General features: G+C 68.5%; 19 protein-coding genes. 5 read left to right on the forward strand and 14 right to left on the reverse strand.

Annotated elements, in window-relative coordinates; translation table 11 throughout:
* Window positions 1-108: 108 nt before the first annotated feature.
* Together ACWESM_RS00110 and ACWESM_RS00115 are read left to right on the forward strand one after the other, a co-directional pair.
* A complete protein-coding gene (locus ACWESM_RS00110) occupies window positions 109-336 on the forward strand; it encodes a hypothetical protein (protein ID WP_355070658.1) in 228 nt (75 codons plus the stop codon).
* Between the two features lie 188 nt (window positions 337-524).
* Window positions 525-2,756, forward strand: a complete 2,232-nt coding sequence (locus ACWESM_RS00115) for a hypothetical protein (RefSeq protein ID WP_452490503.1) — start codon at window positions 525-527, stop codon at window positions 2,754-2,756.
* 85 nt (window positions 2,757-2,841) lie between these two features.
* On the opposite strand, the gene mbp1 is transcribed toward ACWESM_RS00115, so the two are convergent.
* Window positions 2,842-3,087 (reverse strand): microaggregate-binding protein 1, encoded by a 246-nt coding sequence (mbp1, locus tag ACWESM_RS00120; RefSeq protein WP_355070654.1) that lies wholly within the window; start codon window positions 3,085-3,087, stop codon window positions 2,842-2,844.
* A 362-nt stretch (window positions 3,088-3,449) separates the two neighbouring features.
* Window positions 3,450-3,572 carry a hypothetical protein gene (locus tag ACWESM_RS00125; protein WP_364425799.1) on the reverse strand — a complete coding sequence of 41 codons (123 nt, stop codon included), beginning with the start codon at window positions 3,570-3,572 and terminating at the stop codon, window positions 3,450-3,452.
* Window positions 3,573-3,834: 262 nt separating this feature from the next.
* On the opposite strand from ACWESM_RS00125, the gene ACWESM_RS00130 reads away from it, so the two are divergent.
* A complete protein-coding gene (locus ACWESM_RS00130) occupies window positions 3,835-3,978 on the forward strand; it encodes a hypothetical protein (RefSeq protein WP_397275843.1) in 144 nt (47 codons plus the stop codon).
* A gap of 173 nt (window positions 3,979-4,151) precedes the next feature.
* Window positions 4,152-4,436, forward strand: coding sequence for a hypothetical protein (locus ACWESM_RS00135; RefSeq protein WP_397275845.1), 285 nt, complete (start codon window positions 4,152-4,154; stop codon window positions 4,434-4,436).
* Between the two features lie 162 nt (window positions 4,437-4,598).
* Here the strand turns inward: ACWESM_RS00135 and ACWESM_RS00140 are convergent, their stop codons facing one another.
* From ACWESM_RS00140 to ACWESM_RS00160, 5 genes are all read right to left on the reverse strand, one after another.
* The gene (locus ACWESM_RS00140) at window positions 4,599-5,822 is read right to left on the reverse strand and encodes an NADH:flavin oxidoreductase (protein ID WP_452490506.1); all 1,224 of its coding nucleotides are present in this window, start codon (window positions 5,820-5,822) and stop codon (window positions 4,599-4,601) included.
* The gene (locus tag ACWESM_RS00145; RefSeq protein WP_355070650.1) at window positions 5,819-6,397 is read right to left on the reverse strand and encodes a TetR/AcrR family transcriptional regulator; all 579 of its coding nucleotides are present in this window, start codon (window positions 6,395-6,397) and stop codon (window positions 5,819-5,821) included. Before ACWESM_RS00145 ends, ACWESM_RS00140 begins: the two co-directional genes overlap by 4 nt.
* Before the next feature lie 676 nt (window positions 6,398-7,073).
* Window positions 7,074-8,081 (reverse strand): esterase/lipase family protein, encoded by a 1,008-nt coding sequence (locus ACWESM_RS00150; protein ID WP_452490508.1) that lies wholly within the window; start codon window positions 8,079-8,081, stop codon window positions 7,074-7,076.
* Between the two features lie 60 nt (window positions 8,082-8,141).
* Window positions 8,142-8,789: a PadR family transcriptional regulator gene (locus ACWESM_RS00155; protein ID WP_452490510.1), complete on the reverse strand. Its 648-nt coding sequence runs from the start codon at window positions 8,787-8,789 to the stop codon at window positions 8,142-8,144.
* 102 nt (window positions 8,790-8,891) lie between these two features.
* Window positions 8,892-9,470 carry a TetR/AcrR family transcriptional regulator gene (locus ACWESM_RS00160; RefSeq protein WP_355070644.1) on the reverse strand — a complete coding sequence of 193 codons (579 nt, stop codon included), beginning with the start codon at window positions 9,468-9,470 and terminating at the stop codon, window positions 8,892-8,894.
* Between the two features lie 73 nt (window positions 9,471-9,543).
* Here ACWESM_RS00160 and ACWESM_RS00165 point away from each other — a divergent pair, with 73 nt between their 5' ends.
* Entirely contained in the window at window positions 9,544-10,386 is an 843-nt protein-coding gene (locus ACWESM_RS00165) for an NAD(P)H-binding protein (RefSeq protein ID WP_364425809.1), read from the forward strand.
* Window positions 10,387-10,781: 395 nt separating this feature from the next.
* On the opposite strand, the gene ACWESM_RS00170 is transcribed toward ACWESM_RS00165, so the two are convergent.
* From ACWESM_RS00170 to pyrF, 7 genes are all read right to left on the reverse strand, one after another.
* Complete coding sequence (locus ACWESM_RS00170) at window positions 10,782-13,145, reverse strand: primosomal protein N' family DNA-binding protein (protein WP_452490938.1); 2,364 nt, start codon at window positions 13,143-13,145, stop codon at window positions 10,782-10,784.
* Window positions 13,146-13,227: 82 nt separating this feature from the next.
* Window positions 13,228-14,439: a methionine adenosyltransferase gene (gene metK, locus ACWESM_RS00175; RefSeq protein ID WP_355070640.1), complete on the reverse strand. Its 1,212-nt coding sequence runs from the start codon at window positions 14,437-14,439 to the stop codon at window positions 13,228-13,230.
* 229 nt (window positions 14,440-14,668) lie between these two features.
* Complete coding sequence (coaBC, locus tag ACWESM_RS00180) at window positions 14,669-15,892, reverse strand: bifunctional phosphopantothenoylcysteine decarboxylase/phosphopantothenate--cysteine ligase CoaBC (RefSeq protein ID WP_355070638.1); 1,224 nt, start codon at window positions 15,890-15,892, stop codon at window positions 14,669-14,671.
* Between the two features lie 44 nt (window positions 15,893-15,936).
* A complete protein-coding gene (gene rpoZ, locus ACWESM_RS00185) occupies window positions 15,937-16,212 on the reverse strand; it encodes a DNA-directed RNA polymerase subunit omega (protein WP_355070636.1) in 276 nt (91 codons plus the stop codon).
* Between the two features lie 172 nt (window positions 16,213-16,384).
* On the reverse strand, window positions 16,385-16,969 hold the full coding sequence (gmk, locus tag ACWESM_RS00190) for a guanylate kinase (RefSeq protein ID WP_355070634.1): 585 nt from the start codon (window positions 16,967-16,969) through the stop codon (window positions 16,385-16,387).
* 8 nt (window positions 16,970-16,977) lie between these two features.
* Complete coding sequence (gene mihF, locus ACWESM_RS00195; protein ID WP_028476708.1) at window positions 16,978-17,298, reverse strand: integration host factor, actinobacterial type; 321 nt, start codon at window positions 17,296-17,298, stop codon at window positions 16,978-16,980.
* 570 nt (window positions 17,299-17,868) lie between these two features.
* A complete protein-coding gene (gene pyrF / locus ACWESM_RS00200; RefSeq protein ID WP_452490513.1) occupies window positions 17,869-18,693 on the reverse strand; it encodes an orotidine-5'-phosphate decarboxylase in 825 nt (274 codons plus the stop codon).
* Window positions 18,694-18,695: the final 2 nt, after the last annotated feature.

Here is an 18,695-nt window from a genome sequence, read left to right on the forward strand (position 1 = left end):
ATGCGGACTTCGTGACTCCGCCGAGGCATCCGAGGGCGGCAGTTCGCCGGTGAAAGGGTCCGCCGCCCTGATCCGATCGAGTCCCCGGGATGATCGAAGGAGAGCCGCATGCCAGCGCAAGACCGCCGATACCTCGTCCTCCTGACTCCGGGTGACCTCGGCGACGACACCGTTCTCACGGCAATCCGTTCGGAGTTCTTCGACTGGCTGCGGAGATCCGGCGCGGAAGTCGTCGAGGACGGCGGCGCCAACCGATTGGTCATCACATCGTCGCTGGAGACAGCCGAGCGACTCACGAGGCTCGAGTACGTGCTCACCGTCGAGCCGTACGCCTAGGCGCCGGCTCGCCGGGCTGCCGCGCACCCCGATTATCGATCCGAGCCCGCCCTCGATGCCACAGGTTTGCCGCCGACCCCGCACCGGCCGCGACCGCGCTACCGACGGTCTCATCGGCTGCCGCATTCGGGCGCGGCACCGTATTCTCGGATGAATCGATCTGCACGACAACCGTATTCGAGGCGGACATGTCGCGATCCGAGGCATCGGCGGTGGCGGCCGGAGCCTACGCGTGGTTCCGGACGGCGGTCCGGCGAATCGATCCCGAATTGTGGGAGTCGTGGTGGCAGTGGCTGGATCGGAAATTCGGCGACGACACGACGATTCTGTGGACCGAGCCGTGGCCTCACGACTACTGGGTCGCCCACGGGGTGCGGCACACCATCGAGGGGGTACCGCTCCCGCTCGCCTACCAGACCTGGTCCCACCGCGGCGCGCTCGACGACTGGCCGCTTTTCGGGGCGACGGAATGGGACCTGTTTCCACCCAGTGTGAGCCGTTCGACCAGCTCGGCCGCGCTCGATGACGTCCTCGCGCAGGCGGGCCCACTCGAATACGATCGCGAATACAGTCTTGCCCAGCTGATTTCGTTGTCGGATGAGCTACAGCGAACGAGTACGGAGGAAGCGTCACAAGCCCGCCTGCAATCGCAGTTCATCCGCGCGTGGCTCAGCTCTATCGTCGGAAACACCTTTTCGAGCATGTTCCGCGCGCCCTCCACGGATGCGGATCTGCTGTATCACGTGACGATCCGCCGGGTCGGCCAAGCGATGGGTGCTTTCGAGCAGACACACCACTTGCGAATGGATCTCGCCGAAGCGATCGAGACCTTCTACTGCGCGACGTGGCCCGACGGGCTGCCGATCAAGGTACCCACGCAACAAGGACAATCACTCGAGTGGCGAGACCACTGGTTCTGGTTGTCGCGCGGACTGGAGCCGGAGCGGCTGCGGGAAGCCGTCGGCATCGTCGCGAGGTTGCTGGTCTGTCCGCCGATCATGGACGCCATCGGCTATCTGATCAGCAGGGATCGCCCGGTCAGCGCGCTGGGATTGTGCGTCCTGCGCCGCTATGCCCTGGGACTGCGGACTCTGGCCTGGCTAGAAGCCGCCGCCACTCATCCGTGGCGGGATGTCCGGCTCGCCGACGTGGCGACCTTCGCGTTCGCCGCCATCGCCCCGTGGTGGCCACGGCCTTCCCTGGCGCTCAGCCATCGGTCCGGCGACACGAAGCCGGAACTGATGAAACTCGGTCTGTGGCGCGCCCCCGACGTCGCCATCGACGCGATGACAGTCCCCACCGGCGAGTCCAACACGGGCATGGTGTGGCGTCTGTTCGCCGCCACACCGGCGATCGCCAGGGTGCGGTCCGAGACCTACACCGCCAGCCTGTGGTGTCGACGCGAGGTCGAGTTGACCCAATATCTGCTGGACCGCTCCGATTTCCTTCGCGGACGTGTCGTGGCGGACATCTCTGTGCAGCAGACAATCTCGGTCGACCGAGCGATGTCGTCGCGCAATCTGCTACCGGATCGTCCCGAACCGAACCAGCCGTTGTTTCCCCCGTCCACTCTCGTCTTGGACGTACCGAGCTACCCGCCGTTGATCATCGATGTACTCGCCGCGGTGTGCACATTGCGGCTGCTGCGCACCCACTACGGCGACGCCGGAGTGGCCAATCGGATCGCCGACGAACTGGTCGCGGGCCTCCCCGTCGACCTACCGCCGCCGACCAACCATCCGCAGGGCTGGGATATCCACTACGCCGCCTTCGCAGGGCTCGGCCGACACAGCCGACGACACAAATCGCCGGTACGGCTGGCGCGGCGCTACCCGAAGCCCGAGGCCGCGTTGGATATGACGGAAATCGCCGAACAGGTTCCCGATCTGACGCAGGCACAGGCGGGAGGTGTCGACATACTGGCCGCTCTCGAATGGAATCGCGAGATCCGCCGGTGGTTCTCCGAGCACTGGGGTTCCCGCCGCACCGTGATCGATTGCAGGCGGTTCGATGTCAGCGGATGGAGCGATGACCCCCGCCATGCCGTCAAACGGGGCATGCTGCAATTACGTTCCGAGGCATTGACTTTCGTCATGCAAGTGGCCGGTCAGTCGGTGGACTCCTGGCCCGGGCTCGGGTACAACGATCCGCCGATTCTCACCGTCTACCTGCCCGACCAGCACAGTTGGATCGATGCTTCGTTCGCGCTGCCGACCTGGGTGGACGTCTACGCCTCGCTGCGCACGCTTCGTTTGGACCGCGCTCTGGTCGACGCGATGCGCACCGCACTCGATGACCAGTTCACTCCCTTGGCCAAGCTACCGAGGTCCAGGAAGCCCGCTGACGTGTTCGCCGTGCGGGGCGGCCCGGGCACCCCGCATCCCGATCGGTCCGTGACGGTCATCGTTCACCGCGACTGAGCGAAGCGGGCCCATGACGCCGGTCCGCCGCCGCCAGCTCTGCTGACGGCGGCGGATACCTCCGATGGGACGAACCCGCGCGTGATTACCGCCCGTGCTGATGGGCGGACTGACGGGCCTCGTCGACGTCGGCTTCGGCTCGCGCCTTCTCGGCCGCGGCTTCCTTCCCGGCCGCCTCGCGCTGCGATTCCGCCTTGTCCTGCTGCGCGCGACCTTCGTCCTTCAGGTCCTGATGACCGGTGACGGTACCGGCCGCTTCCTTCACCTTGCCCTTGGCGTCTTCGACGACGCCCTCGACGCCCTCGCGAGCACCGCTTCCATGTTCAGCCACAACAACCTCCTGGAATATCGGAACAAGCTGACATCTGGCGCATACCCGGGAGACGGGCCTCGAATCCGGAGCGACGAAGTTCGGTTCGCGCGTCACGCTCTCCCGCAGGCAGGACGGGTCAGCGCAGCGGGGTGCTCGCGCCCGGTCCTTGCCGATACCGCGTCATCGTGAGCCGCTGCTCCCGGTCGTTGTACTCCGGAATCGGCAACGGGATCGCCATCGGCAGGCCCGTGCTCGGCTACGACGCGGGCGTGGTGGCCTGGCTCAACGCGATGATGCCCGACCTCGCGCGCGACACCTGGACCACGCTGCGCGATCGTTTCATCGACTTCGACGGGCGGGATGCGCGCCTGCGCGGCAGCTCACGCGCCCGCGTCGACCTCGGCAACTACAACGTGATCAACGGTGACGGGATGACGAAAATCTTTGTCGCCACCGCCGCCGCCGAGATGCGCGAATCCGACCTCGCCGACGCCCTGGTCCATGCCCGACCCGGTACCGAGTCGACGAGCGCAACGGCGCCCGGCGCTCGCGGGAGTCTCGACAGTGACCAACGCCCACCACACGCTCACCCGATTCAACCGGCCCGAGGCCTGCGCGATCTCATTCGCGGAACGGTGCCGCCCGAGTGGCGGACCGGACCGATTCTCGGCATCGCGCCTCATACGGATGTCCTGGTCGCCAAGGCGGTGACCCGACGGCAGTGCCCTCGAACTGGTGCTACGGCCCGGCCACGGGTCCAGACGGGTGCGGCTGGGGCTGCGACGGCTGATCCCCCGCCGCACCTACCGCGCCACCGGCGCGATCGCGCCGACCGTGGTCGCGGACGAGTCCGGCGAGGGCATCATCGAAGTCGACCTCGAGATCGCGCTCAACGCGGATCGCCGATAGAAAGATCCGATCGCACGCTCGATCCAGCGGTTCCCGGCTGGCACGGGCGACCCCGCGCGTGCCAACGTAGGCGCGCGGCCCGACCTGATGCCCACGCGAATCTCCTCCGCCGCAAGCGCTTTCGGCAACAACCGCACTGTACCGAGCCCCGACGGTCACGACACCAGAGGACGATGAACCAGCATACGAAGAGCCCGACCGCCGCGGCCCGCGACTACGTGTCCGCCTGCGCGACGCTGACCAGCCTGATCGACCTCGCCGCGCACCCCGCGACATCGCCGCGCTTGCGGGTGGCGCTCGCCGAGTACTGCCGCCGTCACGGCACAGCCGATCCCGGATTGGCGGCGAGTTTGTCCTTCTGGAAACAGCGCCGTGCCTCCTTGACGCCCGCCGATTACGCGGCGATCCGCGCCGTCCTCTCCCGCGACGGCGCGATCCTCTACGCGTTCCACGACTGATCGCCGCAAGGAAGTGGGGTTCCTCCCCACTGCCCACGTGCAATTCGCGTTTCGCTCACGTACACGCTTCTTCGGCCCCTTCTGGCACGGCGATGCCATCCGGTCAAACGGCCCGCGTTCGACTGCCCCTCGCCGAGACGGTGCCGGTCGATCAGCGACCGCCTATTGCTGCGTGCCGACGCCGCCGATGCCCGACAGCGTCAGTTCGACGGGTTCGCGCGGCTGACCGGGACGGAATACGCAGCGAGTACAGGTGTAGATCGTGGGCATGCACTCGTTGCAGTGCACGCACGCCGACCGCGTCGACGCATCCGATTGGATGCGTCGCAACAGATTCGGTTCCCGCAGCAGCGCACGGCCCATGGCGACGAACTCGAAGCCTTCTGCCCGCGCGAGCCGCATGGTGTCGAGATTCGTGATGCCACCCAGCAGGATCAGCGGCATCGACAATTCCCTGCGGAAGTGCCGTGCGCGCTCGAGCAGATACGCCTCCCGGTATGGATACTCCTTCAGGAATGCCTTGCCGATCATACGGAATCCCCATCGCGCGGGCACCGGGAGAACGTCGCCGAAAGATTTCCGCGGGGCGTCACCGTGGAACAGCAGCATCGGGTTGAGCAGCGAGCTGCCCGCCGTCAGTTCCAACGCGTCCAGGCTGCCGTCGGCTTCCAGCCACGCGGCGACCTGGATCGACTCGGGCACGGTGAGCCCGCCCCGCACTCCGTCTTCCATGTTCAGCTTCGCGGTCACCGCGAGCCTGCCGCCCACGGCTTCCCTTACCGCGGCGGCGATCTCACGCGCCAGCCGCGCCCGGTTCGCCAAGCTGCCGCCGTACCGGTCCGCGCGGCGGTTCAGTTTGGGGCTCAGGAACGAGCTGACCAGATAGTTGTGCCCGAAATGGATCTCCACCGCATCGAAACCCGCCTCCTCGGCCAGCTTCGCCGCGCCGGCATGAGCGGCCACGAGCTCGCGGATCCCGTTCTCGTCCGGGCTTCGCATCATCCGCATCGACAGCGGGCTGAACATCCGGCTCGGCGCCAGCGCCGGAACTCGGTTGGAGGCCGCGTTCGCCACCGGTCCGGCATGGCCGATCTGCGCGCTCACCGCGGCACCCGCACCGTGCACGGCTTCGGTGAGCCTCCGCAGCCCCGGCACCGCTTCTGGGCGTAGCCAAATCTGATGCCGGTCGGTCCGTCCGCCGGGAGCGACCGCGCAATAGGCCACGGTCGTCATCCCGACGCCACCGGCTGCGACCTCGCGATGGAACTCGATCAAGTCGTCGGTCACCAGCGCGTCCGGCGTGCGGCCCTCGAAGGTCGCGGCCTTGATCACCCGATTGCGCAGGGTGATCGGCCCGAGCTGGGCGGGTGCGAATACGTCGTTCATTGTTTCTCTCCTGTCGGAGCGGTCAATCCGGCCACCACGAATTCCCGGAGGGTGGCCACCGCCTCCTGCGACATCTCTCGGTGCTCCGCACTGCCGAATCGCATGATGAGGAGGTCGAACGCCAACATCCACCGGCGCCTGCTCTCGCGCTCGCTCAGGCCCGGCAACAGGCTCACCCACGCATCGATCCGGAACCACGGCTGCCGCCACTCGGTCACCTGCCTGCCGAGGACGAATTGCGCCAGCAGCCTCAGGTGCAACCGGCCCACCGGATCGGCGGCCAACTCGACGAACGGCTCGATCACCGCATCGACCACCTCGGCGATCGACCCGTGCCCACCGGTGACAGCGGCCAACCGGTCCGCCCACACCGGACCCAAACGCTCCTCGAGCAACGCGGCGACAAGGGCGTCCTTCGACCCGAAGTGGTAGTGCACCGCCGCCGGGTTCGCTCCTGCCTGCGCGCAGATACCCCGCACGGACACCTCGTCGTATCGGCCTTCCAGCAGCAGTCGCTCGGCGGCCGTCAGCAGACGATCGCGGGTGGTCGCGGCTTCGGAGACCGGTTTCGGCATGCGCCAAGTCAAGCACGTTTCCATCGTTGATTCAATCATTGATTGAAACTTGTTCACGCAAGCTCCGATACCGCGCCGAGCTGCGCCCTGGATGCCAGAAGTGGTGGACGAAAGCCGATAGAACGCAGGGTTTCACTGCACGTCACCAGGTCGTCACACCCGGCCGCGAGCACAGCGCGAAGGTGTTACGCACGGCGGGCCGAGTCGATGAGCTTCGCGTCGACCTCGCACGCGGCAGACGTGCGTCGGCACGGCGTCGGTCGAGCCAGGTCGCGGCAAGCGGTCCGGCGCTTTTGTCCGCACTTAATTCAAGCCGCTGGGCGGCCCTCGGATCAGCCGTGGCACATGATCGTCTCCGAATACGCCGATACCCGGGAGCAGTGCGAGCAGCACCGCCGCCCGTGTAGCGCAGCGTCTGGTATTCACACCGGCCGCGTCGCGGTCAGCGGACCGGATTCAGCCGCTTCGGCGTCGGCCGGTACGCGTGCCGAATGCACACGGGCGAACACAGGGCGGACTCGGCGACACGGCCCGGCCACTCGGCGGTGGGCACGGCGCACGCCTCCGGTAGGCGGTCCGCTGCCTCGGCGTGCCTGTATCGAGGTACCGGATCCGAGTCCGATCATTGCGCTCTGGCGCCCCACAGCCGCGAACCAGGCGCCGCGGGCGGTTGCGGTCAGGAATGACCCGCGATGATGACCTCCGGGATACCGGTGCCGAGTGGGACCGGCCTGCACACCGGCGCCGGGCTGCCCGGATCCAGCAGGGTGAGCAGCAACTCCTGCACGAACGGGTCGTACACCATGTGGAAGTGCCCCGTGAGGTCGGCGGGACACAGGTCTTGCAGGGCGATGTTCCGCGCGCCGGGCCCGCGCAGCGCGATGTTCTCGAACGGCTGGATCATCTCGTCGACGTGGCTGCCGACGGTCACGTACCGCACCCCGGGCACCGTGTCGCCACCCGCGTTGAGATCGAGCATGAGCGGCGACCCCTCGACCTGCTGGACGGCGGCGAGCGAAGTCACCTGAGCGAACGCCTGCAGAGCGCCCGGGATCGCCTCGGCGACCGGCACCAGCCCGTACATCACACCGCCGTAGCTGGGCGATGCGAGGCCGACCCATTGCTCGACCTTCGGCGCACCGCCCAGTTTGTTGACGTAGTAACGAGTCACGTTCGCGCCCTGCGAGAACCCGACCAGATCGATCTTGTCCGCGTGGGTCGCCGCGAGCACTCGATCGACGAACGCACCGACCTGGTAGGCACTGAGCACCAGATCCTCGGTGCCGTAGCTGTGCGCGCCGGGCTTGCCGCCGTAGTTCAGCGCGAACACGCAGAATCCGGCCGCGGTCAACTGCGGCGCGATCCCCGACCAGTCGGAATAGGCTGTGGAGTCGGTCCCGTGCGCGAGTACCACCGGACGGGGATGCCGGGCGCTGGGCACGCAGCCGAAATCGTTGGTACCGCTGGGGACCGCGTTCGGATGACTCTTCTGATACCACGCGGCGGCCAGGTGGTCCGATTGCGGTGGAGCGGCGTACGTCGGCACGTCGGGCGGGCGGAAGCCGAGCGGCTCGGCCGACGCCACGCCCGGGCCGAGCGCGGCCACACCGGCCAACACGAAGGCCAGCACGGCATCACGCAAGTGTGAAACGCCCCAAGTTCCCGCTCGGATCGACTGTCGCATCTCACAATGATCCCTCTGATCGGCTCGAAATGCGCGCGGTATAGGGGTGTTTCGCGTCCCCTACTTCTCGGGGGTCTCGTCCTCGGCGAGGATGCGGTAAAGGGACTTGCGGGTCTCGGTGAGCAGGTCCGCCGCCCGCGCCGCCTGCTGCGGGGTGCCTGCCGCCGCGACCTGGGCCACCGCCCCCATCAGCTGTCCGACGAGTGCGCGCAGGTCCATCGTCTGTGCGCCGACGTCCTGTTGCACGTCCGCCCACGGATCGCCCAGCTCGTCCCGGTGCGCGGCGACGTACTCGGTGCCGGACTCGGTGAGCTTCGCGGTCTTGCGCCCGGCGACCTTCTCGATGAGGACCAGGCCCTCGTCCTCCAGTTGCGCCAGCGCGGGGTAGATCGATCCGGGGCTCGGCCGCCAGATGTCGTTGCTGCGCCCACGGATCTGCTGGATCAGTTCGTAACCGTGCATGGGCTGCTCGGCGAGCAGCAACAACACGGCGGCGCGTACGTCACCACGCCTACCCCGGCCGCCGCGTCCGCGTCCGAAATGCGGGCCGAAGCCTGGCCCGAAGCCGGGACCGAAGCCAGGCCCGAACTCCGGGCCGAAGCCGTGACGTCCGCCGCGGCGAAAGCGCCGCCCGTGCTCGAAGCCCTCGTGACCGGGCACCGGCCCGCGGCCACGCCGGCCGAATTCTCGATGTTCTCGGTGTTCCATGTCAGCCTCCCAAGGCTCTCGTGTTCGAATCATGCTATCGACGATATATCGGCAATGCATCGAATGCAAGGATCGGTTTCGGCATCCGCGCCCAGCTGGAGGTCAGCTCACCAGCGAATCGATCCAGCGCGACAGCCGCGCCCCTTCGGCGACCATCAGTCCGGGATCCCGAAAAGTGTTGGTGAGCAGGGAAATTCCTTGATACGCCGCGACATAGGCGATCGCGAGCTCCTTCGCGTCCGCGCGTCCCATCGCGGCGAACTGCCGTTCAGCCCAATCCACCAGCACGCGCATCACCTCGGCGGCCGCGGTATCGAGCCCGTCGCCGCGCTTGTCCAATTCCGAGGACAAAGTGCCGAACGGGCAGCCGTAACGCACGGTCTGCTCACGATCGGCGACCCATCCCGCGATCAGGGCCTTCAGCCGCCCCGAAGGCGTCTCGTGCCGGTCGCTCGCGGCGATCACGGCATCGAGAATGCGCGCGTGCGAGCCGATCGCCGCCTCGATGAGCTGGTCTTTCGTCTTGAAGTAGTAGTAGACGTTGCCGACCGGAACGTCCGCGGCACGCGCGATGTCGGCGATCGTCGTCTTCTCCACGCCCTGCTGATAGAACACCCGCACCGCGGCTTCGACCAGCCGCTCCCGCTTGCCCGATCCGGCCTTCGCCTGTGAGTCAGTCACACAACTAACTGTAGACAGCGCGGCGATGACCGGCTAACGTTTTTTTAGTCAGCTAACTAACTAAGGAGTCACAATGATCGTGGTCACCGGAGCAACCGGGAATATCGGCGCGCCCCTCGTGCGGGCGCTGGCGGACGCCGGCGAGGAGGTGACAGCCGTCGCGCGGCATGCGGATCTTTCGCTGCCCGACGGAGTCCGCTCGGTTCGGGCCGATCTGGGCGAGCCGGAAAGCCTCTCCCCCGCCTTCGCGGGAGCCGACACCCTGTTTCTTCTGATCACCGGCGAGCAGTTGGTGGCGGGTCCGGAACCAGAGCAGGTGCTGAAAATCGCCGCCTCGGGAGGCGTGCGGCGGGTGGTCTTCGTGTCCTCGCAGGGCGTTGCCACTCGACCGGACGCGGCGGGATACGCCCGGCTCATCGCCTACGAACAGGCGATCAGGGACTCCGGGTTGGCCTGGACCTTCCTTCGACCCACCGGATTCTTCTCCAACACCTACGCGTGGGCGGACGCGGTGCGCACGCAGCGCCTGGTCGCAGCGCCGTTCGGCGACGTCGGTCTTCCCTCGATCGATCCGGCCGACATCGCCGCGGTCGCAGCGACGGCATTGCGCGACGACCGGCACGACGGACAGGTCTACACCCTGACCGGGCCCGAGCTCGCTACCCCGCGCGCCCAGGCCGAAGCACTCGGCGCGGCAGTCGGCGAGCCGCTACGATTCGTGGAATTGACTCGGGCACAGGCCCGTTCGGCGATGCTCGACTTCATGCCCGAGCCGGTGGCCGACCACACGCTGACCATCCTCGGCGAGCCGACACCCGCCGAGCAGCGGATCAGCCCCGACGTGCCGCGTGTGCTCGGGCGCCCGGCCACGAAATACGCCGACTGGGCGGCTCGCAATCGAGCGGCCTTCGCCTGAAGCTCGGCCGAGCGCTGCGCTGTCGCGAGATGATCGCAGGCTTCGGCGTTTCACTGGCCGGAAACGCCGAGGCGATCACGCTCACCCGGGTTGGGCAAGAACGAGGGCAGTCCACCCGGGTAGCGAAGCCTCCGGCAACGGGCGGCATAGACAGCCCCTGCGCGCGACGGGCTTGCCCAGTCGGCCATGAAGCGACGCGATCCGATCGCGGGTCCGTTGCGGCCGGTTCGCCGCGATATGCCGAGTGACGAGCGGACGACATCAGGTGCACCGAGCGGTCCCCCTCCTTCCCTCGGTCCGAGTACGCCGACCTCCTCGCGACACAGCCCGGGTGCCCGGCGGCACTATCGCGGCCCCATGCCGACGAGGCAGCGGTGGACGCACTCCGGTAGCCGTCAGCCGATGTCGACCGGGTCGATTTGCACGCGCAGGGGGGCGTCCGAGCGGTGCGTGCTGCGAACCGCCTGAGCCGCGCGCAGGGCACGCGCGAGCGCCGCTCCGGAGCGCCGCTCGACCCGCAGCAGCAGGCGTTCGACTTCGGCGGGTGCATCGCCGGAGGAGAACGGTTTGCGGGCGCCGTCCGGCAGCGGCACTGGTCCAAGGCGGTCGACCGTATCCGGCAGGTCCGCCGCCGAGAGCAGTTCGGCGATCGTGTCGGCGGTGCCGTCGATCGCGGCGAGACGGACGGCAGGCGGGAAGCCGACCTCGGCCCGCGCCGCGACCTCCGCGCGCGCGGCGCCCACCGGATCCCATCGGACCAACGCCTGCACGGTGGGGATGGACGGCTCGGCCACGACGATGACCTGGCCGTGCGCGCGGACCAGCGCCGCGGCGGCCATCCAGCGGCGCAGCGCGTCCTCGGCGGCACGCAGGTCGGCTCGGCCGAGCAGCGCCCAGCCGTCGAGCAACAACGCGACGCCGTAGCCGCCGGGAACCACCGACTCGGCGCCGACCGTAGCGACGACCACTTGCGGGCCCGGCTCCACAGTGTCGAGCACGGTGCCGCCGCCGGAAGCACGGATCGGTACGCCGGGAAACGCACGGCCGAGCTCCTCCGCCGTGCGCGCCGCCCCGATCACCACGGCGCGCAGTGCGCGCGACCCGCAGGTGGTACAACGAAACGCGGTCTCGGTGATCCCGCACCAACGGCAAGCGGGACTCTGCGCGGCCGCGCCGGGGTCGGCGGCCGATCCGCGCGGTCCCCGAGCTTCCGGCAGCGCGAGCGGTCCGCTGCAGTGTCGGCATCGAGCAGGAGTACGGCATTTCCCGCAGGCCAGGGCGGGAATGTACCCACGACGCGGCACCTGTACCAGCACCGGCGCGCCTTCCTTCAGCGCGGCGCGGGCAGCCGCGAAGGCGACGCCGGGAATTCGGACAGCACGGGCGACCGGATCGCGTTCCAGCGCGATATCGCTGTCGCCGGGGGCGCTGATGCGCGGCGCGGCCTTGCGCAGCACGGCACGATCGGCGACCAGATCGTGCGCCCAACCCGAATCGACCACCGCTTGGATCTCCGCGGTGCGCGCGAAACCCGCCGCGACGAAGGCCGCACCGGTTTCATGCGCCCGCAACATCGCCACCTCACGCGCGTGCGGATACGGCGCACGCGGTTCGGCGTAGGTGTCGTCACCGTCGTCCCACAACGCGATCAGCCCGAGGTCCAACGCCGGTGCGAACACGGCGCTGCGCGTGCCCACCACCACTCGCGCCGAACCGCGCAGCACCGCGAGCCACCGCCGGTACCGAGCCGCTGGACCGAGACCGGCGGACAACCCGACTGCCGAGTCCCCCACCAGCCCAACGCATTCCGCCAGGACCCGGTCGAGGTCGCGTTGGTCGGGGACCATGAGGATCGCGCTGCGCCCCTGCCGCGCCACCACGGCGGCGAGCTCCGCCAGCCGTCGTGGCCAGTCCTCACCGGGCAGTGCCTGCCAGGCCGCGCGTGCCCCTTTCCGCTGGCCGAGGGCGGCGACGAACGCCGCCCCGTGGACGTACCGTTCCCAAGGCGCGAGATCTATGGCCGGAAACTCCGAATCGACGAAGGCGGTTCGGTCTTCGGCGTCGCCGCTCGTCTCCCCCGCACCGCCCGAGTCCCCCGCGCCGGTTGGCCCGAGCTTCGGATGCGCACGTGCGGACGGCTCGGCATCGAGCTTCTCGTCGCTCTCCGGCGCGGGCACATATCGGCCGGCGCCAGGGCTATCGCGCTTCGAATCCGGTTCCGCCGCAGCACCACTTTTCGGAGCCGCGCTGCTCACACCGGCCGAATCGGCTTGCAGGTCAGAGGATTCCGGCGATGCAACGGGCAACTCTCCGGCAGACACGGAACTCGCCACGTCCGACCGCACGGGACCAATTGCGGTGGCGGGGTTCTCGTTCGCGGAATCGGCTCGGGCCGCAGCGGACTTCTTCCCGCCACCGGTCTCGGTGCGGGCGTGACGCGGTGGTATCGCCAGACGCAGGACATCGGCACGCGTCCCCGCATATCGGGCCGCGACCTTGCCGGCCAGCTCCAGGATTTCGGGAGTCAACACGCGTTCGCCGGAGACGACGCGTTCCAGCTTGACCAGCTTTCCGCCGTGGTCACTGTGCCGCGATCGAGCCAGGAGATAGCCGTCGACCAGCCGACCGGCGAAACGGACCCGCACCCGGACCCCCGGCTGGGCGAGTTCGTCCAGCTCGGGAGGCACCAAGTAGTCGAAGTCGCGGTCGAGATGCGCGGGCGAGAGCAGCGGAAGCACCCGGGCGATCGGCAACTCCACGCCCGCGGGACCCGCGGCCGGACGGTCCGCCTCGGTGGCGGGGGTGTCCGCCGCGGGTTCGTTCACTCGGACCTGATCGAGGTCAGAGTCCGACGGCGGCGCGCAACTTGTCGGCGCGGTCGGTGTGCTCCCACGGCAGGTCCACGTCGGTGCGGCCGAAGTGGCCGTACGCGGCGGTCGGCCCGTAGATCGGACGCAGCAGGTCCAGGTCGCGGATGATGGCGCCGGGACGCAGGTCGAAGACCTCGGTGATCGCGGTGCTGATGCGCGCCGGGTCGATCTTCTCGGTGCCGAAGGTCTCGACGAACAAACCGACCGGAGCCGCCTTGCCGATCGCGTAGGCCACCTGGACCTCGACGCGGTCGGCCAGATCGGCCGCGACGACGTTCTTCGCGACCCAGCGCATGGCGTAGGCGGCGGAGCGGTCCACCTTCGACGGGTCTTTGCCCGAGAAGGCGCCGCCGCCGTGGCGGGCCATGCCGCCGTAGGTGTCGACGATGATCTTGCGGCCGGTCAGGCCCGCGTCGCCCATCGGGCCGCCCAGCACGAACTTGCCGGTGGGGTTGACCAGCAGGCGAATATCCGAGATGTCCAGGCTGGGCAGCTCGAGGTCGGCGAGCACCGCGTCGAGGACCTTCTCGCGGATGTCGGGCGCGAGCAGGTTGTCCAGGTCGATATCGGCGGCGTGCTGGGTGGAGACGACCACCGTGTCCAAGCGGACCGGGCGATCACCGTCGTACTCGATGGTGACCTGGGTCTTCCCGTCCGGACGCAGGTAGGGCAGCACGCCGGTCTTGCGCACCTCGGTCAAGCGGCGCGACAACCGGTGCGCGAGCGCGATCGGCAGCGGCATCAGCTCGGGGGTGTCCTTGGTGGCGTAACCGAACATCAGGCCCTGATCGCCCGCACCCTGCCGCTCGATCTCGTCGTCGGAGCCGCCGATGCGCGCCTCGTGCGAGGTGTCCACACCCTGCGCGATATCCGGCGACTGCGCGCCGATCGCGATATTCACACCGCAGGAATTTCCGTCGAATCCCTTTGCCGACGAGTCATATCCGATTTCCAGGACCTTTTCCCGGACAATTCGGGGAATATCGGCGTACGCCGACGTGGTGACCTCACCCGCGACGTGGACCTGGCCGGTCGTCACGAGGGTTTCCACCGCGACCCGGCTGCGCGGATCCTCCGCGAGCAACGCGTCGAGAATGGAATCGCTGATGGCATCACAGATTTTGTCCGGATGACCTTCGGTCACGGACTCACTGGTGAAAAGCCGGCTCCCGGACGTGCGCACAGTTCTTCCCTCTCCCTCAACGGGTTACTCGTATCGGCTTGCGACAGTAACGCGATGTCGCGACTGCGCAACCCTTATATCTCAGCCTATTCCAAATCACCGACAGGGCGGACCTCAACGCCGCGGCCATCCCGGACAGCTGAACTCCCGGTGTCGTGCCGGTGCCGAATTGATGACGGCGTCGCGAACGACGGACCGGATCGCAATCCTGGCAGGGACGCGGCCCGGCTCAGCGCAGCAACACGCTCAGCGCGTCGAGCACACGGCTGGCCAGCAACGCCTTGGAGCCGTGATCGAGCGCCTGTTCGGTGCCGTCCGCGCCCAGCAGCCAGCCGTCGTTGGTGTCCACCTCGAACGCCTTGCCCTCGCCGACCGCGTTCACCACGAGCAGGTCGCACCCCTTGCGTGCGAGCTTGGCCCGCGCGTGGGTGAGCACATCGCCGTGCTCGTCACCGGTCTCGGCGGCGAAACCGACGATCGCGGTGCCGGGCAACTGTCCGTCGCGGCGCGCCTGCACCAAGCCGGCGAGGATGTCATCGGTCTTGGTCAGCGGAATGACGTCGGGCTCGCCTGCACCCTTCTTGATCTTGGCGGCGGCGACGTTGGTCGGCCGGAAATCGGCGACCGCCGCGGCCATGATCACCGCGTCGGCGCCGACGGCGTGCTTGTCGACGGCGGTCTTCAGCTGTTCGGCGGTGGTGATGTGCACCAGGTCGACGGCGGCGGGCGCCGCCATCTCGATCGTGTTGCCCGCGATCAACGTCACGTGGGCGCCGCGCTGGGCCGCGACCCGCGCGAGCGCGTAGCCCTGCTTGCCGGAGCTACGGTTGCCCAGGAAACGCACCGGATCCAGCGGCTCCCTGGTGCCTCCCGCCGTGATGACGACCCGGCGGCCCGCCAGATCCCGCGGGATCGCGTCGGCACGCTCCATGAGCAGCGACGCGAGGCCGAAGATCTCCTCGGGCTCGGGCAGCCGTCCAGGGCCGGTGTCGGCGCCCGTGAGCCGGCCCGCCGCGGGCTCCATGACGATCGCACCGCGGGCGCGCAAGGTCGCGACGTTGGCGACGGTCGCCGGATGCTCCCACATCTCGGTGTGCATCGCGGGCGCGAACAAGATCGGACATCGGGCCGTCAGCAGCGTGGCGGTGAGCAGGTCGTCGGCGCGGCCGGACGCGGCGCGGGCCATGAGGTCGGCGGTCGCCGGGGCGATGACCACGAGGTCCGCCTCCTGGCCCAGCCGAACATGCGGCACCTCGGGAACGTCGGAGAACACGCCGGTGTGCACCGGGTTCCCGGACAGTGCCTCGAAGGTCGCCTTGCCGACGAACTCCAGCGCCGAGGTGGTGGGGATCACCCGGACGTCATGTCCGGTCTCGGTGAATCGCCGGACCAGAGAGCACGCCTTGTAGGCGGCGATGCCTCCGGCTACACCGACGACGATCCTTGTGGTCACTACGCCTCCGGCCTAGTAGTGGTCACGGCGAACCGGGGTTCGCCTCACTCGCCTTCGGAGTGCTCGAGCAGGTCGGAGTGGATCTCGCGCAGGGCGACCGACAGCGGCTTCTCCTGCAGACCCGGCTCGACCAGCGGGCCGACGTACTCGAGGATGCCGTCACCGAGCTGGTTGTAGTAGTCGTTGATCTGCCTGGCCCGCTTGGCCGCGTAGATGACCAGGGCGTACTTGGACGACGTGCGCTCCAGCAACTCGTCGATCGGCGGGTTGGTGAGGCCGACCGGCGTGTCGTAAGCGGGCGCGGTCTTGGTGTCCGTCACTAGGAAGACTCCTGCTGTGGTCGGTCGGATGAACGAGGGGCCCTGCGAGTGCGGCGGCGTGCCGCCTCCGGGCCTGGTCACTCATGCCGGAGTGGATTGCGCATGCGCGAAGGCCCTACGTGAATACGCAGGCTACCTCCTCCGGGCCTGATCGCTCATGCGCAGGTGGGGGTCACGAACTCGAATTTGTGCTAACGAACAACGATACCAACTGCTCACAGGCGCTGGTCACCTCGTCGTTGACGATAACTATGTCGAACTCGTCACAGGCCGCCAGCTCGATCCTGGCCGTCTCCAAGCGACGCTCGATCACCTCGGGCGACTCGGTGCCGCGCGAGGTCAGTCGCGCCACCAACTCGTCCCAGCTCGGCGGGGCAAGGAAAACCAGAATCGCCTCGGGGATCGCCCGGCGCACCGATCGCGCGCCCTCGAGATCCACTTCGACCAGTACCGGAAGGCCCTCCGCCAGCGCGGCGCGCACCGGCCCGGCGGGGGTGCCCGAACGCTGCAACCCGCCGTGGATGTCCGCCCACTCGAGCAGTTCATCCGCCTCGATCATCGCGTCGAACTCCGCACGGGAGACGAAGTGGTAGTCGAGGCCGTCGACCTCCCCGGGCCGCGGGGCCCGGGTCGTTGCCGACACGCTGAAGACCAGGTAGGGCAGTCGTTCGCGGACACAGCGGACCACGGTGGACTTGCCCACGGCCGAGGGGCCGACCAGTACGACCAGTCGACCCTTCCGCGTGTGTTCGATCACCCTCGTTGTCAGGCGTCGAAGTCGAACCGGGCCAGCAGCGCCTTACGCTGCCGGTCGCCGAGTCCGCGCAGCCGCCGGGTGGGGGCGATCTCCAGCTCGCTCATGATCTCCGCCGCCTTGACCTTGCCCACCTTCGGCAGGGCCTCCAGCAGCGCCGACACCTTCATCTTGCCGAGGATCTCGTCGGTCTCGGCGTCGGTGAGCACCTGCTTCAGGTTGGTGCCGCCACGCTTCAAGCGCTCCTTGAGCTCCGCCCGAGCGCGGCGAGCGGCAGCCGCCTTCTCCAAAGCAGCGGCGCGCTGCTCGTCAGTCAGCTGGGGAAGGGCCACGGTTCCTCCGTCTCATCGTTCATTGCATTCAACTCCTGCCGGTAACCCGGCAGTCTCAGCGACCGTACCCACGACGTCCGCCGATTGCGAACCCACCCCCCAGGTCAGCGCATGATTCCGGATACGGACCGCACCACGGCGGCCCGGCGCCGGTGCCGCCCGCGCCATCGAGCGCATCGCGATACCGAATCAGCGAAATGTGTCGCCAGCAGGGCGTTTTCGACAAACCGAATGGTTTGCGGAAGGGTTGCGAGACGGCAGCGCATCTCTCCAGCAACCCCTCACGCGCCCTACCAGGAACTTTCTGGAAATTCTCCGCGTGTCGCGAGTTTTTTGCGCGTGTCGGGCGTCACATCCGAGCCGTTTCGGCCGCCATGACCGGCATCCGGTGCCGGATACCGGCCCCTGTACGTCGGTCCAGGAGCCTTGTGCCCATCCGTGCACCGATCGGCCCCGAAATCAGCGCAGCAGCGCGCACAGGCCCCGCTAAGGGGCACGTGTGTGCGAACACCTGCACGCTCGAGGGACGGAAACGACGAAGGCCGGCGCGGATGCGCCGGCCTTTCGCGGTCATTTCTGGAGGAACGCGAACGCGTCCTGGAAACCGTGCACTCTGGCACGCAGTGCCGGAACGGTGGGCCCGTCCCCCAGCACCTCCCGCGAGACGTTCGGCACGACGGCCGAGAGCATCGCCTCCGGGACCAGCTCCCTGATGGTTTCCGGGCCGCCGCCCTGGGCGCCGACCCCTGGCATGAGGATCGGGCCGTTGAGCGCGGAGAGATCGGGCGCCTCGCTGAGCGTGGCGCCGACCACAACGCCGACCGAACCGAACTCCCCGCCCGCGTTGCGCGCCGCCGCCTCGTCGACCATGGTCTGCGCGACCGTGCGGCCGTCCGCAGCGACCGCCCGCTGCACCTGCGCTCCCTCGGGGTTCGAGGTCGCCGCGAGCACGAAGACGCCGCGGTGGCCTGCCTCGGCGAGCGTCAGCGCCGGTGCCAGCGAACCGAAGCCCAGATACGGCGAGACCGTGACCGCGTCGGACCCGAGCGGGCCGTCGGCCAGCCAGGTCCGCGCGTAGGCGTCCATGGTGGACCCGATATCGCCGCGTTTGGCGTCGGCGAGCACCAAGGTTCCCGAGGCCCGCAGCACCTCGATGGTGCGCTCCAGGACCGCGATGCCCCCGGAGCCGTGGGCTTCGAAGAACGCGACCTGCGGCTTGACCAGTGCGACGAGGCCGTCGAACGCCTCCACGCAGATCTCGGCGAACCGCTCGAGTCCCTCGACGTCTTCGGTCAGGTTCCAGGACCGCAGCAGTTCCGGGTGCGGGTCGATGCCGACGCACACCGGCCCCAGTTGCCGCATCGCGTGCCGCAGGCGGTCGCCGAAGGTCTTCATCG

Source organism: Nocardia sp. NPDC003999, assembly GCF_053604885.1.